General features: G+C 60.1%; 8 protein-coding genes and 2 pseudogenes. 8 read left to right on the plus strand and 2 right to left on the minus strand.

All coding sequences use genetic code 11. The features are described 5' to 3' along the window. Positions 1–129 precede the first annotated feature (129 nt). Together RS887_RS11485 and RS887_RS11490 are read right to left on the minus strand one after the other, a co-directional pair. On the minus strand, positions 130–408 hold the full coding sequence (locus RS887_RS11485) for a hypothetical protein (RefSeq protein WP_322615477.1): 279 nt from the start codon (positions 406–408) through the stop codon (positions 130–132). Positions 409–559: 151 nt separating this feature from the next. Further along, a pseudogene (locus RS887_RS11490) lies at positions 560–1311 on the minus strand (ABC transporter transmembrane domain-containing protein); the annotation flags it as partial. Positions 1312–1991: 680 nt separating this feature from the next. Here RS887_RS11490 and RS887_RS11495 point away from each other — a divergent pair. From RS887_RS11495 to RS887_RS11525, 8 genes and pseudogenes are all read left to right on the plus strand, one after another. Next, entirely contained in the window at positions 1992–13160 is an 11169-nt protein-coding gene (locus tag RS887_RS11495; protein ID WP_322615478.1) for a peroxidase family protein, read from the plus strand. 50 nt (positions 13161–13210) lie between these two features. Then, positions 13211–13921, plus strand: a complete 711-nt coding sequence (locus RS887_RS11500; RefSeq protein ID WP_322615479.1) for a hypothetical protein — start codon at positions 13211–13213, stop codon at positions 13919–13921. Between the two features lie 702 nt (positions 13922–14623). Then, on the plus strand, positions 14624–15271 hold the full coding sequence (locus tag RS887_RS11505) for a hypothetical protein (protein ID WP_322615480.1): 648 nt from the start codon (positions 14624–14626) through the stop codon (positions 15269–15271). Positions 15272–15811: 540 nt separating this feature from the next. Next, positions 15812–15892: pseudogene (locus RS887_RS30555) on the plus strand (hypothetical protein); the annotation flags it as partial. A gap of 12 nt (positions 15893–15904) precedes the next feature. Next, complete coding sequence (gene hutH, locus RS887_RS11510; protein WP_322615481.1) at positions 15905–17437, plus strand: histidine ammonia-lyase; 1533 nt, start codon at positions 15905–15907, stop codon at positions 17435–17437. Positions 17438–17618: 181 nt separating this feature from the next. Beyond that, entirely contained in the window at positions 17619–18824 is a 1206-nt protein-coding gene (hutI, locus tag RS887_RS11515; RefSeq protein ID WP_322615482.1) for an imidazolonepropionase, read from the plus strand. A gap of 10 nt (positions 18825–18834) precedes the next feature. Then, positions 18835–19638: an N-formylglutamate deformylase gene (gene hutG, locus RS887_RS11520; protein WP_322615483.1), complete on the plus strand. Its 804-nt coding sequence runs from the start codon at positions 18835–18837 to the stop codon at positions 19636–19638. 260 nt (positions 19639–19898) lie between these two features. Next, entirely contained in the window at positions 19899–20846 is a 948-nt protein-coding gene (locus RS887_RS11525; RefSeq protein ID WP_322615484.1) for a choline ABC transporter substrate-binding protein, read from the plus strand. Positions 20847–20868 lie beyond the last annotated feature (22 nt).

The raw sequence follows: 20868 nt of genomic DNA on the forward strand, positions 1-20868 counted from the left end.
CTTCCACTCAATTGCCTCATGAATGCATTCGGTGTGGGAATTCAGGGAGGGCTGAATCGACCAGGGTTTTGCAGCGATAGCGATAATCATGACGTTGCGAGCTGCTCTCGCATAATCGGAGACGTTCTTCTATTTTTCCGGCATGAAATAGCTCTTTTCAATAGCTTTGCGGGTCGAGGCAATGATTTCCTTGCGAGTTCGTTCTTTCTCGACTGCTCGGGACAGGACTAGCGCTCCCACACATTGAGCGATGACGGCACATGCCGCATCAGGGCTACCGAGACGATCAGCCCAGGCTTTCTGTATTTGCTTCAGGCCTTTTTCGACGGCCACCCGTACCTCCGGTTCGGCGCGCGCAATCTCCACCCAAGGCTGGAAGGACACAACCTTCTTCTGGATGAAGGACATGAAAGGTACTTGGGTAGTTGCGTAAACATTGCTCCAGCTGGTCGCCTGATGCGTTTTGTCCACCAGCCAGCATTTCGCTGCTGTTTCTGATCTCATCCTCAATCACTGCCTGAAACAGCGCCTGCTTTGAGGGATTGTCACGGAAAACCCTGAGCAAACTCTGGAGTCTTGGCTCGTCGCTTATCACGATGAGGGTAAGCGCGGCCTGGGTCTGCATTTCCAGAATGCGCAAATGGCTCAGGTATCAGCGCTTGCTGATCGACGGCAGCATGCCCATGGCCTCGATGACCTCGGCATTGCGCAGGTTGTTGTTGGCGTATTGGGCGGAGGAGAGGGCGGCCTGATTGGCTTCGGCCAGCGGCTTCTGCGTCGCCTTCTCGGTGAGCCAGGCCAGGGTCACCAGAATCAGCGAGCCGATCAGCGTGAGCAGTCCAAGCAGTGGGTGGATCAGATAGGCGACCAGCAGGTGGATCGGCGTCCAGGGTGCATCGAAGAAAGCGAACAGGGAGTTGCCGGTGACGAACTGACGAACCTGGACGAGATCTTGCAGGGCCTGGGCCGGATTACCACCGGCGCGGCTCAGGTTGCGCTCGAATGCCGCGGTGAAAATGCGCCGGTTGAGGTCCATGTCGAGGCAGTTGCCGACCCGGATCAGCACGCGGGTGCGGACCATTTCCAGCGTGGACATCAGCAGGAACAGACCTGACACCAGGACAGTCAACATCGCCAGCGTCGTGACGTTGCGACGGACCGGGCTCGATCATGGACCTGCAGCCTATAAACGGTTGGCGTCAACATCATGACGTTTATGACGCCGCTGAACCCTGCCAGCGAGTAAAAACTGCGGCGCATGCGAAAGAGCGCGTCATCCAGTTCGGAACGGATGCTCGACTGCTTGGGCATGTTGGTCCTCCCACTTCGAAAAGCCGGTTGCCCTTTTGGCGCAACAGCTAACGGTAAATGTAGTTCCTTCAACAGCTTATGGTTATGGAGACGCAGGCTGGTCGCTCTATGGATGGCGGATCTTCCGAAATCGCTGCGTTGCTCCCTTATGCAGCAGCGTAGGTGGCGGAGAAACAAATCAAAATAACATTTCGCTCTATACCTGCACTCAACCGCATATATGTCTTTTAAAAACAGCTAGTTGTAAAGCCAAAGCACCAGTCGTCTGTTTTAGCGACGTAATATTGACAAAGATTTGCTATGGAACTTTAGTCTTAGTTATCGGGGGGCCCGCCTGCCTGAAGCTTGCCATCGCTTTGGCAACGCAAGGCGCGGTGATTTCCCGGAGAGGAGCAGAATCATGTCGATCATTTCGTGCTTTTGCAGAGGGAAGGGGGTGTCCAGGGCGTTCGCCTTCACTTCCAGATTCCATGACCCGCCCAGGGTTCGAATCCGCTCTGCCTGATCGACCGGCGAGCAATTCGCTACGCGAATTCCAGGCGCGTATCCCGGGTCCCGGGTAACGCCAGATCTCTCGCAAAAAAACATAACCAACAAACTGCGCAAGCCAGCACTTGACTTGGCGCGGGCGGATTCTCTCGTCCCGTGCCTTTACCTAAATAGATCGAGGGCAATCCAAAATGGCCAATTTCAACAAGTCGGATCTGGAGTTCATCCTCAAGCAAATCTTTATTGCAGAAGCGAATGCCGACGGCGCAAGCCTCATTGATTTGCTTCCCAACGCTCAGGTGCCATTCGGCCTGCGTACCGTCGATGGCAGCTTCAACAACCTGGTCACCAGCCAGAGCGAGTTTGGCGCCGCGGACAATGCCTTCCCGCGCCTGCTTGATCCCTCGTTTCTTGCCCCATACGCCGGGACGGGGAATGTGTTCGATCCGCAACCACGGATTATCAGCAACCTGATCGTCGACCAGACCGCCAACAATCCGGCGGCGGTCGCGGCCGCAGCGGCCAATCCGGGTTCACAGACTGTCACCAGCCCCGGGCTGGATGGCGTGTTCGGCACGGCCGATGACAAGCCAGTGTTCTTCATGCCCAACGTGTCGCCGGACGTCGGCCTGACCGCCAGCTTCAACTCGTGGATGACCTTCTTCGGCCAGTTCTTCGACCACGGTCTCGACCTGGTCACCAAGAGCGCTACCGACTTTGTGTTTATTCCGCTGCAGGCGGACGATCCGTTGTTCGTACCGGGCAGCCCGACCAACTTCATGGTGCTGCCACGTGCGGTGCATACCGCCGGCGCGGATGGAATACTTGGCACTGCCGATGATGGCCAGGCCAACACCACCTCGCCGTTCGTCGACCAGAGCCAGACCTACAGCTCGCACCCGTCGCATCAAGTGTTCCTGCGTGAGTACACCCTCAACGCGGCAGGCGATCCCGTTGCAACGGGACGCTTGATCACCAACCGCGATCTCGGCGCCGATGGCCTGTTCGGCACTGCCGATGATGGCAGCGGCGAAAATGGCGGCATGGCGACCTGGAAGGTGGTCAAGGCCCAGGCCCGTGACATTCTCGGCATCAACCTGACCGATGCCGATGTACACAACGTACCGCTGCTGGCAACCGACGCGTACGGCAACTTCATCCGTGGGCCGAACGGCATGCCACAGGTGGTGATTCGCATCAGCAACGGTGCCGACGGCATCGCCGGGACAGCTGATGACGTCACTCAACTGGTCGAAGGCAACCGGGCTGCTCCGATCAGCCTGGCCAACGCCGTGAGCACCGGGCATGGTTTCCTCGACGACATCGCCCACAATGCTGCGCCGGTAGTCGTCGGCGGGGTTCTGCAGGCGGATGTCGACATCGCTGTCGGCAATGCGCAGCCCGTTGGCCCGGGCGGTAACAACCTGACCTATGACAACGAACTGCTCGACGCCCACTACATTGCCGGCGACGGCCGGGTCAACGAGAATATCGGCCTGACCACCGTGCACCATGTGTTCCACTCCGAGCACAACCGCCTGGTCCAGCAATCCAAGGACACCATCCTGGCCTCCGGTGACCTGGCCTTCCTCAATGAGTGGCTGGTGGACGACGTGGCCGCTATTCCGACTACCCCCGCCGGGATCGCGGCGCTGGTGTGGGACGGCGAACGCCTGTTCCAGGCTGCCAAGTTCGGCACCGAGATGCAGTACCAGCACCTGGTGTTCGAGGAGTTCGCACGGACCATTCAACCGCAGGTCGACGGATTCCTTGCGCCCAATGGGTATGACACCTCGATCAACCCGGCAATCCTCGCCGAGTTCGCCCACGTGGTGTACCGCTTCGGTCACTCGATGTTGACCGAGACCGTCGATCGTTTCGATCCCGCGTTCAATCCGCTCCTCACCAACCCGGCCAACCCGGACTCGCAACTGGGCCTGATCGCGGCCTTCCTCAATCCGTTGGCGTTCGCCGGCAGCGGGGTGACTGCGGACCAGGCGGCAGGGGCGATCGTTCGCGGTGTGACCCGCCAGGTCGGCAACGAGATCGATGAGTTCGTCACCGAAGCGTTGCGCAACAATCTGCTCGGTCTGCCGCTCGATTTGCCGAGCCTGAACCTGGCGCGTGGTCGCGACACGGGCATCCCTACCTTGAATGAAGCGCGCCGTGAGTTCTACGCAATGACCGGCGACAGCCAACTCAAGCCCTACATCAGTTGGGCTGACCTGGCGGACAGCCTCAAGCACCCCGAGTCGCTGGTCAACTTCATCGCGGCCTTTGGCACGCATACCTCGATCACGTCGGCGACCACGCTGGCAGACAAGCGCGCTGCAGCCCTCGCGCTGGTATTGGGTGGTGCGGGTTCGCCGGCTGACCGCCTGGACTTCCTCAACAGCACCGGTGCCTATGCCAACGTAACGACGGCCGGCAAGGACGGGATACTGGGTACTGCAGATGACCTGACGGGCGTGACAGTCACCGGCGTCGACGACATCGACTTCTGGGTCGGTGGCCTCGCCGAACAGAAGATGCCGTTCGGTGGCATGCTCGGTTCGACGTTCAACTTCGTGTTTGAAACCCAGATGGAGGCGTTGCAGAACGGCGACCGCTTCTACTACCTGTCGCGTACCGCGGGCCTGAACTTCGGCACTGAGCTTGAGAACAACTCCTTTGCCAAGCTGATCATGCTCAACACCGATGTCACCCACCTGGCGAACACCGTGTTCCTGACACCGACGTTCACCCTCGAAGTGAATCAGGCCGCTCAGTTCACCGGCCTTGGCCTGGATAGCCGCGCCGATCCGACAGGCGGCATCATGATCAACGGCGTGGAAGTCGTGCCGCTGGTGATTCGCGACAACCCCGACACTGTCGGTCCGGACACCAATTATCTGCAGTACACCGGTGAAGACCATGTCGTCATGGGCGGCACCGCCGGCAATGACATCATCATTTCCGGTGACGGCGATGACACCCTTTACGGCGATGCCGGTGATGACCGCCTCGAAGGCGGTGCCGGGAACGATGCGGTACTGGGCGGCGCGGGCGATGACATCATTTCCGACTCGTTCGGCGACAATCGTCTGGAAGGTAATGCCGGTAACGATGTGATCGTGGTTGGCAGCATGCTTGCTGCAGGCAACCTGATCCTGGGGGGCGATGGCCAGGACTTCATCATCACCACCGAAGATATCAGCACAACCTTTGGTGGTCAGGGTGACGACTTCATCCTCGGTGCCAAGACCAACCTGCCACCTACCGGCAACGAAGGTGATGACTGGATCGAGAAGGGTACCCAGGACGGTGCGCCTGGCGATAATTTCTCGCCGCTGCTCAATGACGATGTGGTCGGCAATGACATCTTTGTCGGTGGTGGCGGCTTCGACGAAATGATCGGCGAAGGTGGCGATGACATCTTCGTCGGCAGCGATGCCCAGGACAAAATGGACGGCATGTCCGGCTTTGACTGGGTGACCTACAAGAATGACAAGGTTGGTGTGACCGTTGACCTGAGCCTGGCCGCACTGGCGCAGCCACACGGCAATGCACCAAACCAGAACGCCGGCGTGTTCAATCCGGTCGGCGCCTCGCCCGCCTCGATTCTCGACCGTTTTGCCGAGGTCGAGGGTTTGTCCGGTTCGAATTTCGGCGATGTACTCAAAGGCGATGATGTTGACGCGGTCACTATCGTCAACCACGGTGGTACCACGGGCAGTGCGCTGACCAATGTCGCGTTGATCCGCGGACTCGCTCAGTTCCTGGCCGATGCCGGATTGCCGACCACCGGTTTTGCCACTGGCAATATCATCCTTGGCGGCAATGGCAGTGACCTGATCGAAGGCCGTGGTGGCGATGATCTGATCGATGGCGACAAATGGATCAACGTCAGAATTGCCGTTTATGCCCCTGGTGATGTCAACCATACCGGTCCCGAGATCGCCAGCTTCGACAGCATGGTCGACATGATCCCGTTCATGCTGGACCGCACCTATAACCCTGGTCAGCTCAAGGCCGTGCGGGAAATCATGCCCGGTACCTCGACGGGCGGGGCGGCTTTCGACACCGCCATCTACTCCGGGATTCAGGGCGAGTATACGGTCACCGTTGATGACCGCGGCACGGCCGATCTGGCGGACGATGTCTATACAGTGATAGATAGCGTAGCGGGTCGCGACGGCACCGATACCCTGCTGCATATCGAACGCCTGCAGTTCGCCGATAACCAGCTAGTGCTGGTGGATGGACTCAATGCCCAACCGGCTGGCAGTCCCACTATCGCGGATGGCAACGGCGGCGCGATCACGGTGGGCGACACGCTGACTGTCAGCGTGGCCGGAGTGCGCGATGCCGACAACGTCGCAGCGGGTAATCCGCTGGGCTTGATCACCAACTCCTCGGTGTCCTACATCTGGCAGTTCGAGGCAACGCCAGGCAGCGGCGTATTCGAGGACATCATCCTGTTACCGGCTGGCGACCTGGCATTCCAAAGCGCCGATGGTACCGCGTTCAAGGTCTCTCCTGACCTTGCCGGGTTGTCGTTGCGGGTCAAGGCGATCTATCAGGATGGTCACGGCACCACGGAGATCCTGTTCTCCACGCCGACGGCTGCCATAGTTGCCGGTGCTCCGGTCACGCCAACGGCAGCGGTACCTGTAGTCGATGCCACCGCGGGTGGTCCGGGCCTTCACATGGTCCGCTCCGACCTCAACTTCATACTTGACCAGATCAAGATTGCCGAAGCGGAAGCGTCCGGTCAGGACATCCTCTCGCTGATCCCGAATATCCGTGCGCCGTTTGGCCTGCGTGCGGTCGACGGGTCGAACAACAACCTGATGAACCTCAACGGCAACAATCACACCGAGTTTGGTGCCGCCGATAACGTCTTCCCGCGCTTGACCGATCCGGTCTTCAATCCGGCGGAAGGGGGAACGTCGTATACGCAGACCAGCGGCCTTGTGATTGACTCGCAGCCGCGCACCATCAGTAACCTGATCGTCGATCAGACGGCGAACAACCCGGCGGCCTATGCCACGGCTTTCGACCCGGGCCTGGACGGTGTGCTCAACTTCGGCGCGGTGGGTAACGACGACGTGCTCAAGGATGGCGTACAGATTGTTGCCAGCCCTGGCCTGGATGGTCAGTTCGGGACTGCCGATGATCACGATGTGTACTTTTTCGAGAACACCACGGCGGACGCGGGATTGTCCGCGCCGTTCAACGCCTGGATGACCTTCTTCGGGCAGTTCTTCGATCATGGTCTGGACCTGGTTACCAAAGGCGGGTCGGGCACCGTCTTCATCCCGCTGCAACCGGATGATCCGCTGTTTGTGCCAGGCAGCCCGACGAACTTCATGGTGCTGACCCGCGCGACCAACCTGCCAGGGCCGGATGGCGTTCTCGGTACGGCCGACGACATCCATGAGCAATCCAACACCACCACGCCGTTCGTGGATCAGAACCAGACCTATAGCTCGCACCCGTCGCACCAGGTGTTCCTGCGCGCTTATCAGATGACCGACAGCGGCCCCGTAGCGACCGGCAGGCTGATCACCAACCGTGATCTGGGTGTGGATGGCACGTTTGGTACCGCGGACGACGTCGAAATCGGTGGCATGGCGACCTGGAAAGTGGTCAAGGCACAGGCCCGCGACATCCTGGGTATCAACCTTACCGATGCCGATGTCGATAATGCCCCGCTATTGGCGACTGACGCCTATGGCAATTTCATCAAGGGGCCGAACGGCTTCCCGATGGTGGTGATGAAGGGGGTTGACGGTCTTGGTGGCACGCCTGATGACGTCCTTGTCGAAGGCGATCCGACGGCTCCCCTTGACCTGACCAATGCTGTACGCACCGGTCACCAGTTCCTCGTCGACATCGCCCACAATGCAACGCCGGTCATCGTCGGCGGGGTTCTGCAAGCGGATGCCGACACCGCTGTCGGCAATGCGCAGCCCGTTGGCCCGGGCGGTAACAACCTGACCTATGACAACGAACTGCTCGACGCTCACTACATCGCCGGCGACGGCCGGGTCAACGAGAACATCGGCCTGACCGCGGTGCATGCGATCTTCCACTCCGAGCACAATCGCCTGGTCCAGCAGACCAAGGACACCGTGCTCGATTCGGGTGACGTGGCCTTCCTCAACGAGTGGCTGCTCACTCCGGTGGCAGCGTTGCCAGCCACCCAGGCTGAGTTCGATGCGCTGCTGTGGAATGGCGAGCGCTTGTTCCAGGCTGCCAAGTTCGGCACCGAGATGCAGTATCAGCACCTGGTGTTCGAGGAGTTTGCGCGGACCATCCAGCCCAACATCGACCTGTTCTTCGCACCGACCCAGGTCTACGACGTCGACCTCGATGCCTCGATCGTCGCCGAGTTCGCCCACACCGTGTACCGGTTTGGCCACTCGATGCTGACCGAGACCGTCGATCGCTTCGATATCGATTTCAACGTGGTGGGCGATCCAGCCAGTGCCAATCCCGATCAGCAACTCGGCTTGATCGCGGCGTTCCTCAACCCGTTGGCGTACGCCGCCAGTGGCGTGTCGCCAGAGGATGCGACCAGCGCGATCATACGTGGGGTGACTCGGCAAGCCGGTAACGAAATCGACGAATTCGTCACCGAGGCGCTGCGCAACAACCTGCTCGGGCTGCCGCTCGACCTGCCGGCGATCAACATCGCCCGTGGCCGCGACGTGGGGATTCCCTCACTCAATGCGATCCGCCGCGACATCTACAGCCAGACCGGTGATACCCAACTCAAGCCGTACAACAGCTGGGTCGACCTGGTGCAGCACCTCAAACATCCAGAGTCGTTGATCAACTTCATCGCGGCCTATGGCACGCATGACACGATCACGGCGGCGACCACACTGGCAGACAAGCGCGCTGCAGCCCTGGCGCTGGTCTTCGGTGGTGCGGGTGCGCCGGCTGACCGCCTGGACTTCCTCAACAGCACCGGTGCCTTTGCCAACGTAACGCTGGCCGGCAAGGATGGGCTGCCGGGTACTGCCGACGACCTGAAGGGTGTGACAATCACGGGCGTCGATGCCATTGACCTGTGGATCGGCGGCCTGGCCGAAGAGAAAACCCCGTTCGGCGGCATGCTCGGCACGACCTTCAACTTCGTGTTCGAGAACCAGCTGGAAAAACTGCAGGACGGCGACCGCTTCTACTACCTGGAGCGTACCTCTGGCCTGTCGATGAACGCCGAACTTGAAAGCAACTCGTTCGCCAAGCTGATCATGGCCAACACCTCGGCCACGCACTTGCCGGGCCTGGTGTTCTCGGATCCGGGGTTCTACTTGGAAGTGGACCCGGGCAAGCAATTCAACGAAGGCCTGCTCGGGGCCGATCCGCTTGGCCCGACCGGCGCGCAGGTGGTGTTCCGCGACAACCCGCTGACCGTGGGGCTGGACACCAACTACATCAAGTACACAGGTGAAGAGCACATCGTGCTGGGTGGTACCGACAACGCAGACATCCTCCTCTCGGGCGATGGCGATGACACGGTCTGGGGTGATGGCGGCAACGATCGTATCGACGGCGGTAACGGCAACGACCAACTGCGCGGTGGCGCCGGCGATGACATCATCACCGACACCGGCGGCGACGATAACATTCAGGGTGGCGACGGCAACGACGTGCTGCACGGTGGCAACGGCATCAACCTGATCATTGGCGGGTTCGGCAACGACTTCATCGTGACCGGTGAGGACGCTTCCGAGGCCATTGGTGGCCAGGGTAATGACTTCATCCTGGGCAGCAAAGCCAACGAACAGGACATGGGTAACGAAGGCGATGACTGGATCGAGAAGGGCACCTCGGACGGTGCACCTGGCGACAACTTCGATCCGCTCGGCAACGACCCGGTGATCGGCAACGATGTATTCATCGGCGGTAACGAGAACGATAAGTTCAACGCTGAAGGCGGCGACGACATCATGGTCGGCAGTCTCGGCTTCGGTGACCGCTATATCGGCGGCTCCGGCTATGACTGGGCGACCTTCAAGGATCTCGCCCAGGGCGTGACCATCGATTACAGCGACCGCTTCTTCGATGTGCCCGTGCAGCCGGGTTCGGGGGCTTCGGCACTGGTGCGTTTCGACATCATGGAAGGTCTGTCGGGTTCGTCCCACGGTGACTTCCTGCGCGGTGATAACGAAGATGCGACATCGCTGCCTACCGCCGGTGCAACCGGCAGTGTGCTGACCAATATCAGCCTGATCGACGGCCTGGCGGGTCTGCTGCCTGTCGGAGCGACGTTCTTCGACGGCGGCAACATCATCCTCGGTGGCAGCGGCAGCGACCTCATCGAAGGCCGCGGTGGTGACGACATCATCGATGGTGACAAGTGGCTGAACGTACGCATCAGCGTACGGGCAAACGCTGATGGCACTGGTCCGGAAATCGCCACGTTCGACAGCATGGCGCCAATGGTCCAGGCGATGCTCAACGGTTCTTACAACCCGGGCCAACTGGTCATCGTGCGGGAGATTCTGACCGGCACTGACAACTTCGACACCGCGGTGTTCTCCGGTAATGTTTCGGAGTACAGCGTCGCTGTCGATGGCAATGCCGTCATCGTGACCGACCTGGTGGCCGGGCGTGATGGGGTCGATCGCCTGACGGGTATCGAGCGTCTGCAATTCGCCGACGAGGCGCGGGCGTCCGGTGTTGGCACCGCCCTGAACAGTGGTCCTGTGGGGCGTCTGGCGATCCTCGATGCTACCACCGGTGCGCGTACCGACGCGTCTGTCGCCGGCCAACTGCTGCGCGTCAGCGATCAGTCGGTACGCGACGCGGACAGTGTCAGTGCAGCCAATCCGACCGGCGCGGTTACAGGTCCCGTGGCTTACTACTGGCAGGTCGAAAACGTTGCGGGCTCGGGCGTCTTTGAGGACATCACCTTTTTCGCCGCCGGCGAGGTATCGCGGGCGGTCGGCGCCACCTATCTGGTGGCGGATGATGTCGCCGGTCTGAACATCCGCGTTCGGGCTGTGTATCAGGATGCCCAGGGTACGCTGGAGATCGTCGACTCGTCGGGGAACAACGCACCGACCGCAGGGCCGACCATTACCGGGCTGGCGACGCAGAATCAGGTGTTGACCGCCGACCCGTCGACCATCATCGACGTTGATGGCCTCAGCAATCCGCAGTTCACCTTCCAGTGGCAGGAGACCAACGGGGTCAGCTTCGTCGACATCCCCGGAGCCACTGCCAGCACGTTCACGCTTGGCCAGGCTCAGGTCGGCAATCAGGTGCGTGTGGTGGTCAGTTACGTGGACGACTTCGGTACGGCCGAAAGCGTTGCGTCCGACGCCACGGCCCCGGTGGCCAACGTCAACGATGCACCGACAGGCGCATTGCTGGTCAGTGATACGACACCGACTCAAGGGCAGGTGCTGACCGCACTGACGGCCGGGATTGCCGATCTGGACGGGGTGGGCACGTTCAGCTTCCAATGGCAGCAAGGTACCGGGACCACCTTCACCAATATCGTCGGTGCGACCGCTGCGACCTTCACTCCTGGAGCGGCGCAGATCAACCAGCAACTGCGGGTGATCGCGCGCTATACCGACGGCTTCGGCACGCTGGAGTCGGTGACCTCTGCGGCAACGGCGGCGGTAGTGCTGCTGGGTGCGGTGCAAACGGGTGACGCCCTGGCGAACACCCTCAACGGTACTGCGGGTAGCGATGTGCTGTTCGGCCTGGGCGGGAACGATACGCTCAATGGCCTGGGCGGTGTCGACCAGTTGTTTGGCGGCACTGGCGATGACGTTCTCAATGGCGGGGACGGCGACGACATCCTCAATGGTGAGGGCGGCAACGACTTCCTCGATGGCGGTGCAGGTAATGACCAGATGCTGGGCGGAACCGGCAACGATACCTACCGCGTCGACTCAGTCGGGGACGTGGTGGTCGAGTTGACGGGCGAGGGTCAGGATTCCGTACAGACCACGCTGGCCAGTTACACGCTGGGCGCCAATGTCGAGCATCTGCTCTACCTCGGAGTCGCCAACTTCGTCGGCACCGGCAACGCGTCGAACAACGTCATCACCGGTGGAGTGGGTAATGACACCCTCAACGGCGGTGACGGCAACGACACCTTGATGGGTGGCGCCGGCAACGACGTCCTCACTGGCGGTGCGGGTAATGACGCGATGGTCGGCGGCGCCGGCAACGATACCTTCCGCGTCGACTCAGCCGGGGACCTGGTGGTCGAGGCGTCGGGTGAGGGGCAGGATTCCGTACAGACCACGCTGGCCAGTTACACACTGGGCGCCAATGTCGAGCATCTGCTCTACCTCGGAGCCGGCAACTTCGTCGGCAACGGCAACGCGTTGAACAACGTCATCACCGGTGGGGTGGGTAATGACACCCTCAACGGCGGTGACGGCAACGACACCTTGATGGGTGGCGCCGGCAACGACGTCCTCACTGGCGGTGCGGGTAATGACGCGATGGTCGGCGGAGCCGGCAACGATACCTTCCGCGTCGACTCAGCCGGAGACCTGGTGGTCGAGGCGTCGGGTGAGGGTGCGGATTCGGTACAGACGTCGCTGACCAGCTACACACTGGGTGCCAATGTCGAGCACATGCTCTACACCGGAGCCGGCAACTTCGTCGGCACCGGCAACGCGTTGAACAACATCATCACCGGTGGGGGGGGGAATGACACGCTCAACGGCGGTGACGGCAACGATACGTTGCTGGCCGGCCTCGGCAACGACGTCCTCAATGGCGATGCGGGTGCCGACCGGATGGAAGGCGGAGCCGGCAACGACACCTACCGCGTCGATTCATTCGCGGACGGGGTGGTCGAGGTGGGGAATAACGGTGAGGACTCTGTACAGACCTCGCTGGCCAGCTACACGCTGGGCGCCAACGTCGAGCATCTGCTCTACACCGGAGTCGGCAACTTCGTCGGCAACGGCAACGCGTCGAACAACGTCATCACCGGTGGGGTGGGTAATGACACCCTCAACGGTGGCGCCGGTAACGACACATTGCTGGGTGGCGCCGGCAACGACTTCCTCGATGGCGGTGCCGGCAACGATAGTGTGACCGGTGGTGCCGGCAACGACACGATGCTTGCCAGCAATGGCGACGATGTCTTCATGTTCGCTGCGGGCTTCGGCAACGATGTGATCACCGGCTTCGATGCCAACGCGGCGGGAGGCCAGGATCTGCTCAATATCGCCGCGCTCAACATCACGGCGGCGACCTTTGGCAGCAGTGTCACCATCGCCGATGTCGGTGCCGATACGTTGCTCAGCTTCGGAGCTGGCACCATCACCCTGGTAGGTGTGGCCGACGCAACAACCGTCACTGCCTCGGACTTCATTCTGGCCAGTTGAGGTCCTGGTCAGTACCGTCGCAGGAGGGCGGAACAGAAGAGGGGAGGGCAATGGATGCCCTCCCTTTCTCCCTCCACTCAATTGCCCATCCGGTATCGGGGTGCCAGCAACGTACTGGTGCTCATCAAAGCAGGTTGGAACCGAGCTGCGAAATCAAAGAAACAATGGAAAAAGGAAACCCGGCCTTGAACATTTCAGCCATCTGCCTCTTGAGCAGCCTGTTGGTTGCGGTTGCGGCTTCTGCTACCGGGGTTACCTCGGTCTTCGACCTGGGCTTCACCAGGTCAGCCACGCAAACGCTGAAAAAGCTGGACATCAACGATGCTTTTATTATCGCCGTCTCAAGTCCTGCTGTATTTACCTTCTGCCGAAAAGGATCGTCAACACTCTGGAAGTATCAGGCGCTGGATCTGGAGCAACAAGCTGCAATCCAGGTCGGTCAAAAGAGGTCATTGACGGACTATCAGCGAATTACCGTTGCGCAAGTCGATAGCGTTGCCTGCGAACAGGATCACCTGGCGCCATTGGTTAGACCGGCTATCAGGCGTGAACTTGTCCTCGGCCTGATCACACTGTTTCTGTTGGTCGGCCTCCTGTATACCTTCCGGGCAATCATGCATTGCCGTTATGACCAGGCCGGTTTTTCGAAGCCTGGCTTGCAGCGAATGAGAGATTCCCGGTTTGCGTACAATTCAACGGTCATGGCGTTGACCGCGTGGGGTATCGCTGTAGCTACGGCATTTGTTTACTTCGGGTTTTGAGCCGTCTGCGTAACCAGCAAGCGCAAGCGTGAGTTGCTCTTGGTATTAACACAGTCCCTCGTGGTGCAGTTTGTTTCGCCTTGGCGAACCAAACTTGCATTCGCGGATGTTACTTGATTAATGCTCTGGTGGTTTCAATTAATCCTGCGTTGCTGCCGGCTGGAAAGGGTGGCCGAATTGCCGTGGAGTATGCAGTTGGCGTTTGCTCTGGATGAGAGTCGCTCGCTATTGCGCGAGTTGTGGGATGTATAACAACTAGCGGATCCAATATGCAGTTCTCTAAGTGCATGTAATCAGGCAGGCCAGCTGCCGTGGGGGATTGCGGGGAAGTCGTTTTATTACTGTCGTTCCAGGCGCACTTGCGCTAAGTACCGTTTGTCGGTGGTTTGTTCGGAAAATGAACATTGGAGCGTCTGAGGCCTCTGATTCTTCAGCGCGTCAGCCATGACCTGCTCCCGCAATTGCAAAAAAGAAGTGGAAGTCGAGTCTCAAATACAGTGAGTGCAAATGGGTTTTTTATGCGGAATTCAGGGAGGCAATAAACAACGCGGTCATTGATTTTTCAAGCAAGTCAATGACGCTAATAGTGCCAGGTCCATGATTTGGCTTATCTTTTAGAAGTAAGGTCGTACAGGATTTTTAATAGGTAAGAATCTTGTAAAATGGTCGATCTGTACTATCGAATAAGGTGGAGAAATTACCGTGGCGATAACTACAATTATGAGTCTGCTGGAAAATAAAGAATTCCTGGAATTTTTGCGTCTGGGCGTTATTTACGTTCATTTAGTGGCGTGTTGTGTTGCTATTGGTCTGGTGTTGACCAGTGATGTCGCGATGGTGAGAGATCTTTTAAAGCGCAAAGTATTCACTGAGCATGATAATGCTCACGTGGAAAGTCTTCAGAAGTCTGTGGTCGTTGCACTAATAGCTTTGTGGGTAACGGGTATCGCTGTCGTCGGTATTGATTACCTGGGTAAAGGTGTCGAATACTTTATGAATCCAAAGCTTCAAGCCAAAGTGATTATTGTCGCGTTGCTGAGTTACAACGGCGTTTTGTTGCATCGCCTGGTACTGCCGGCACTGCAAAAGGCAGGTTCTTTGCTCAAACTCGAATTCAGTGCACGGATGCTGGCGTTGGCCTGCGGCTCGTTGTCGGCCGTGTCCTGGATGTATGCCGCCATGCTGGGTGTCGGGCGCCCTTTGGCCTGGAAATTTTCCCTTTCCGAACTGTTGATGGCTTACCCGGTACTGATTGTGCTCGGGTTCCTGGCGATGCTGGCGCTGACTCAGCGAGCGAAACAACAGGACGACTACGTGGCGCCTCAGCGGACAGTAGCAAGCGCATGCTAACCCGGTTCTGCGGGTAAATCCTGCGGGCTTGCCCAGAGCCCGAGAGGTGGCGATCTTCCTGGTGCAGGTTTCAACCCGGACCTGCACCGGAAGGCCCTTTTGTTTTTGAATCATTCCCATCCGACGGGCCGCTATCCTCGACTCCGTCGAGCAGCTTGCAGTCCTGAAGAAGTGAGTCCCGGTGTTACCAACCCCCCACCGGTGTAGCGTAAAACCACGCTCAGGTAACAATCACCTCGTCCTCAAAAATTCCCCTCGAAAAATTTCACTAACGCCAGAACCCTTGATTCTGGTGCTCTGCAGCCCTTTCCGAGTTTTTCTTGAATGCCTGTCCAACAAGTTGGCCGCTTGATTGCATATGATTGTATGTACAAGTAAATGCGTGTGCGTATGAGTCTCTTGAGTCTCTCCACAACATCCACTGATTCGCTTGTCGCGCAACGATGCGCACAGGCTGGCTTGCCCACTGCCTGGGTTGGCTTGAATTGATCGCTTAAGCGTCTTTTTCGTGACTGACAGTAAACCTGCAAGGTGTCGTGACACGCCTATGCCGGTTACCAGATTGCAATTGATTGTGCCAAAGAGCAGGGCTTGAGCCTGCCAATGGTTACCCCCGGTTAAAGGAGCCTGAAAATGAACACACTAAACCTGATCCCCGGCCAACTGAGCCTCGCCCAACTGCGTGACGTCTATCAGCGACCGGTCAAGATCACCCTCGACCACAGCGCCGCGGCCCAGATCGAAGCCAGCGTCGCCTGCGTGGAGCAGATCCTCGCCGAGAACCGCACCGCCTACGGCATCAACACCGGTTTCGGCCTGCTGGCCTCGACCCGCATCGCCAGCGAAGACCTGGAAAACCTGCAGCGCTCGCTGGTGCTGTCCCACGCCGCCGGTGTCGGCCAGCCGATCAGCGACGAGCTGGTGCGCCTGATCATGGTGCTCAAGGTCAACAGCCTGAGCCGTGGTTTTTCCGGCATCCGCCGGGTGGTGATCGACGCGCTGATCGCCCTGATCAATGCCGAGGTCTACCCGCACATTCCGCTGAAAGGCTCGGTCGGTGCGTCCGGTGACCTGGCGCCGTTGGCGCACATGTCGCTGGTGCTGCTGGGCGAAGGCAAGGCGCGCTACAAGGGCGAGTGGATGGAAGCGACCGAAGCGCTGAAAGTCGCAGGTCTTGCCCCGCTGACCCTGGCCGCGAAAGAAGGCCTGGCCCTGCTCAACGGCACCCAGGTGTCCACCGCGTTCGCCCTGCGCGGCCTGTTCGAAGGTGAAGACCTGTTCGCCGGTGCCCTGGCCCTCGGCGGCCTGACCGTTGAAGCGGTGCTGGGTTCGCGTTCGCCGTTCGACGCGCGCATCCACGCCGCCCGTGGCCAGAAGGGCCAGATCGACGCCGCCGCCGCTTACCGCGATCTGCTGGGCGAGCGCAGCGAAGTCTCCGACTCCCATGAAAACTGCGAAAAGGTCCAGGATCCCTACTCCCTGCGCTGCCAGCCGCAAGTCATGGGCGCCTGCCTGACCCAGTTCCGCCAGGCCGCCGAAGTGCTGGCCATCGAAGCCAACGCCGTATCGGATAACCCATTGGTGTTCGCCGCCGAAGGTGACGTGATCTCCGGTGGCAACTTCCACGCCGAGCCGGTGGCCATGGCCGCCGACAACATGGCCCTGGCCATCGCCGAAATCGGTTCCCTGAGCGAGCGTCGCATCTCGCTGATGATGGACAAGCACATGTCGCAACTGCCGCCGTTCCTGGTGGCCAACGGCGGGGTGAACTCCGGCTTCATGATCGCCCAGGTGACCGCGGCGGCACTGGCCAGCGAGAACAAGGCGCTGTCCCATCCGCATTCGGTGGACAGCCTGCCGACCTCGGCCAACCAGGAAGACCACGTCTCGATGGCCCCGGCGGCCGGCAAGCGTCTGTGGGAAATGGCCGAGAACACCCGCGGGATTCTCGCCGTGGAATGGCTGGCCGCCGCCCAGGGCCTGGACCTGCGCAATGGCCTGAAGACTTCGCCGAAACTGGAAAAGGCCCGCGCCATCCTGCGTAACGAAGTGCCGTTCTATGAGAAGGACCGCTTCTTCGCACCGGACATCAACGCGGCCACGGAGTTGTTGGCGTCGCGCTGCCTGACTGAACTGGTTCCAACCCAGTTGCTGCCGAGCCTGTAACGGGCTCCTCCTGTAGGAGCGAGCCTGCTCGCGAAAAACGCCTGGGCAACGCGGGCATTCAGGCTGAGCGCGTTATCGTTGACGACCATCGCGAGCGGGCTCGCTCCTACAGTGGATTACCTAAACCCTGTGGGAGCGGGCTTGCTCGCGAATCGATTTAGAAACTTGTGGAGACTAAGGGATGAAAACCCTCTGGCAACACTGCCACGTCGCAACCATGGCGCAAGGCGTCTACTCGATTATCGAGGACGCGGCCATCGTGACGTCCGGTGTGCTCATTGAGTGGATCGGGCCGCGCGCTGACCTGCCGGCGGGCGAGTACCCGGCGGTCAACGATTTGAACGGGGCCTGGGTCACGCCGGGCCTGATCGACTGCCACACCCACACGGTGTTTGGCGGAAATCGCAGCGGCGAATTCGAGCAGCGCCTGCAAGGCGTCAGCTATGCGGAAATCGCCGCCAGCGGTGGCGGCATCGCCAGCACCGTGCGCGCCACCCGCGCGGCCAGTGAAGACGAACTGTTCGCCAGCGCCGCCAAGCGCCTGAAAAGCCTGATGCGCGATGGTGTCACCAGCATTGAAATCAAGTCCGGCTACGGCCTGGACCTTGCCAACGAACGCAAGATGCTGCGGGTCGCCCGTCGCCTCGGCGCCGAACTGCCGATCAGCGTGCGCAGCACCTGCCTGGCCGCTCACGCCTTGCCGCCGGAATACAAGGATCGCGCCGACGACTACATCGATCACATCTGCGCCGACATGCTCCCGGCTCTCGCCGCCGAAGGATTGGTGGATGCGGTGGATGCGTTCTGCGAGTACCTGGCGTTTTCCCCGGCGCAGGTTGAGCGCGTGTTCATTACCGCTCAGAAACTGGGCTTGCCGGTGAAACTGCACGCCGAGCAATTGTCGTCGTTGCACGGTTCGAGCCTGGCGGCGCGTTACCACGCATTGTCCGCCGATCACCTGGAGTTCATGACCGAAGAAGACGCCATCGCCATGGCCGAGTCCGGTACAGTCGCGGTGCTGTTGCCCGGCGCCTTCTACTTCCTGCGCGAAACCCAATTGCCGCCAATGGAAGCCCTGCGCAAGCACGGCGTGAAGATCGCCATCGCCAGCGACCTCAATCCGGGTACCTCGCCGGCGCTGTCATTGCGCCTGATGCTGAACATGGCCTGCACCTGTTTCCGCATGACCCCGGAAGAAGCCTTGGCCGGTGCAACGATTCACGCCGCTACCGCGCTGGGCATGGCCGATACCCACGGTTCGCTGGAAGCCGGCAAGGTCGCGGATTTCGTGGCCTGGCAAATCGATCGTCCGGCCGACCTGTCGTACTGGCTGGGCGGCGACCTGGAAAAACGCGTCGTGCGTCACGGCGTCGAGACAAGTCTGTAGGAGAGCAGCTGTGGATAAGGTTCTGAATTTCAAACAAGGCCGCGTACCGCTGCTGATCAGCATGCCCCACGCGGGTGTGCGCCTGACTCCGGCGGTCGAAGCCGGGTTGATCCCGCAGGCGAAAAGCCTGCCGGACACCGACTGGCACATTCCGCAGCTTTATGACTTCGCCGCTGAACTGGGTGCCAGTACCCTGGCCGCCGAATACTCGCGGTTCGTCATTGACCTGAACCGTCCATCCGACGACAAGCCACTGTACGTGGGCGCGACCACCGGCTTGTACCCGGCCACGCTGTTCGACGGCGTGCCGTTGTTCCGTGAAGGGCTGGAGCCTTCGAAAGAAGAGCGTACGACCTATCTGGAGCAGATCTGGACGCCGTACCACAGCACCCTGCAGCAGGAGCTGGCGCGATTGAAGGCCGAGTTCGGCTATGCGCTGCTGTTCGATGCGCACTCGATCCGCTCGCTGATCCCGCACCTGTTCGACGGCAAACTGCCGGACTTCAACCTCGGCACCTTCAACGGCGCCAGTTGCGATCCGCAGTTGGCGACGCAACTCGAGGCGATCTGCGCGCGTCATGACAATTACACCCACGTGCTGAACGGACGCTTCAAGGGCGGCCACATCACCCGCCATTACGGCAACCCGGCCGAGAGCATCCACGCCGTGCAGCTGGAGCTGGGGCAGTGCACGTACATGGAAGAGTTCGAGCCGTTCCGCTATCGGGCGGATCTGGCAGAGCCGACGCGGGTGGTATTGAAGGAACTGCTGGAAGGCTTGCTGGCTTGGGGCGAAAAACACTACGGGCATTAAGGCTTGGTGCGGTCTCTGTAGGAGCGAGCCTGCTCGCGAAAAACGTCAGGTCAACGTGTGCATTCAGGCAGCCCGCGTCATCGTTGTCCTCCATCGTCGGAACGCCGCCCGGATCAAGCTCGCTCCTACAGACAGTCGCCACTGTGCAAAACACGGTCGCCTCAGTTCGCTTTTGCCGCTCGTCTGCTGCGTAATGTTTCGGCCACGGTGCACATAGACACCGGCCCGACAATAATCCGCTGCCGCACGAGATCATCCCGATGAAAAGACTGTTCACCCGCTGTCTCTCAATCCTCTGCGGCACCGCTCTGTTGAGCGCCGGCGCCATGGCCGCGGACGACGCCTCCTGCAAAACCGTGCGCATGGGCGTGGTCAACTGGACCGACGTGATCGCCACCAGTGGCATGGCTGATGTGCTGCTCAACGGTCTCGGCTACGAAAGCAGGCAAACCAGCGCCGTGCAGCAAATCATCTTCGCCGGCATCCGCGACAAGCGCCTGGACATCTTCCTGGGTTACTGGAAACCGGCGATGGATAAGAATATCGCCCCGTTCGTGGCTGCCAATCAGCTGAAGGTCATGGATAAACCGAGCCTGGCCGATGCCCAGGCCACCCTCGCGGTTCCGGATTATGTGGCAGCGGCCGGGCTGAAAACCTTCGCGGACATCGCCCGCTTCAAGGATCAGCTCGGCGGCAAGATCTACGGCATCGAGCCAGGCAGCGGCGCCAACACCACCATCAAGACCATGATCGAGACCAATCACTTCGGCCTGAAGGACTTCAAACTGATCGAGTCCGGCGAGGCCGGGATGCTGGCGGCCGTGCAGCGGGCGGTGAATCGCAAGGAGTTCGTGGTGTTCGTCGGCTGGACCCCGCACCCGATGAACATCAACATGAACATCACCTACCTGACCGGCAGCGAAGATGTCTACGGTCCGAATGAAGGCGCCGCAACCGTCTCCAGCGTGACTGCCCCGGATTACGCCGAGCGCTGCCCGAACGTCAACCGGTTGCTGGAAAACCTGACATTCACCGCAGCCCAGGAAAGCCAGTTGATGGTGCCGATCATGGAGCGCCAGACGGCTCAGGATGTCGCGAAAAAATGGCTGCGTGAGCATCCCGAGGATTTGCAGCGTTGGCTGGCGGGTGTCAGCAGTTTCGATGGCAAGGATGGCGTGGCGACGGTTCAGGCCAGTTTGAAAAACTGACATCAAAACCCTGTAGGAGCGA

It is taken from the genome of Pseudomonas sp. BIC9C, assembly GCF_034541995.1.
Classification (GTDB): domain Bacteria; phylum Pseudomonadota; class Gammaproteobacteria; order Pseudomonadales; family Pseudomonadaceae; genus Aquipseudomonas; species Aquipseudomonas fluorescens_CC.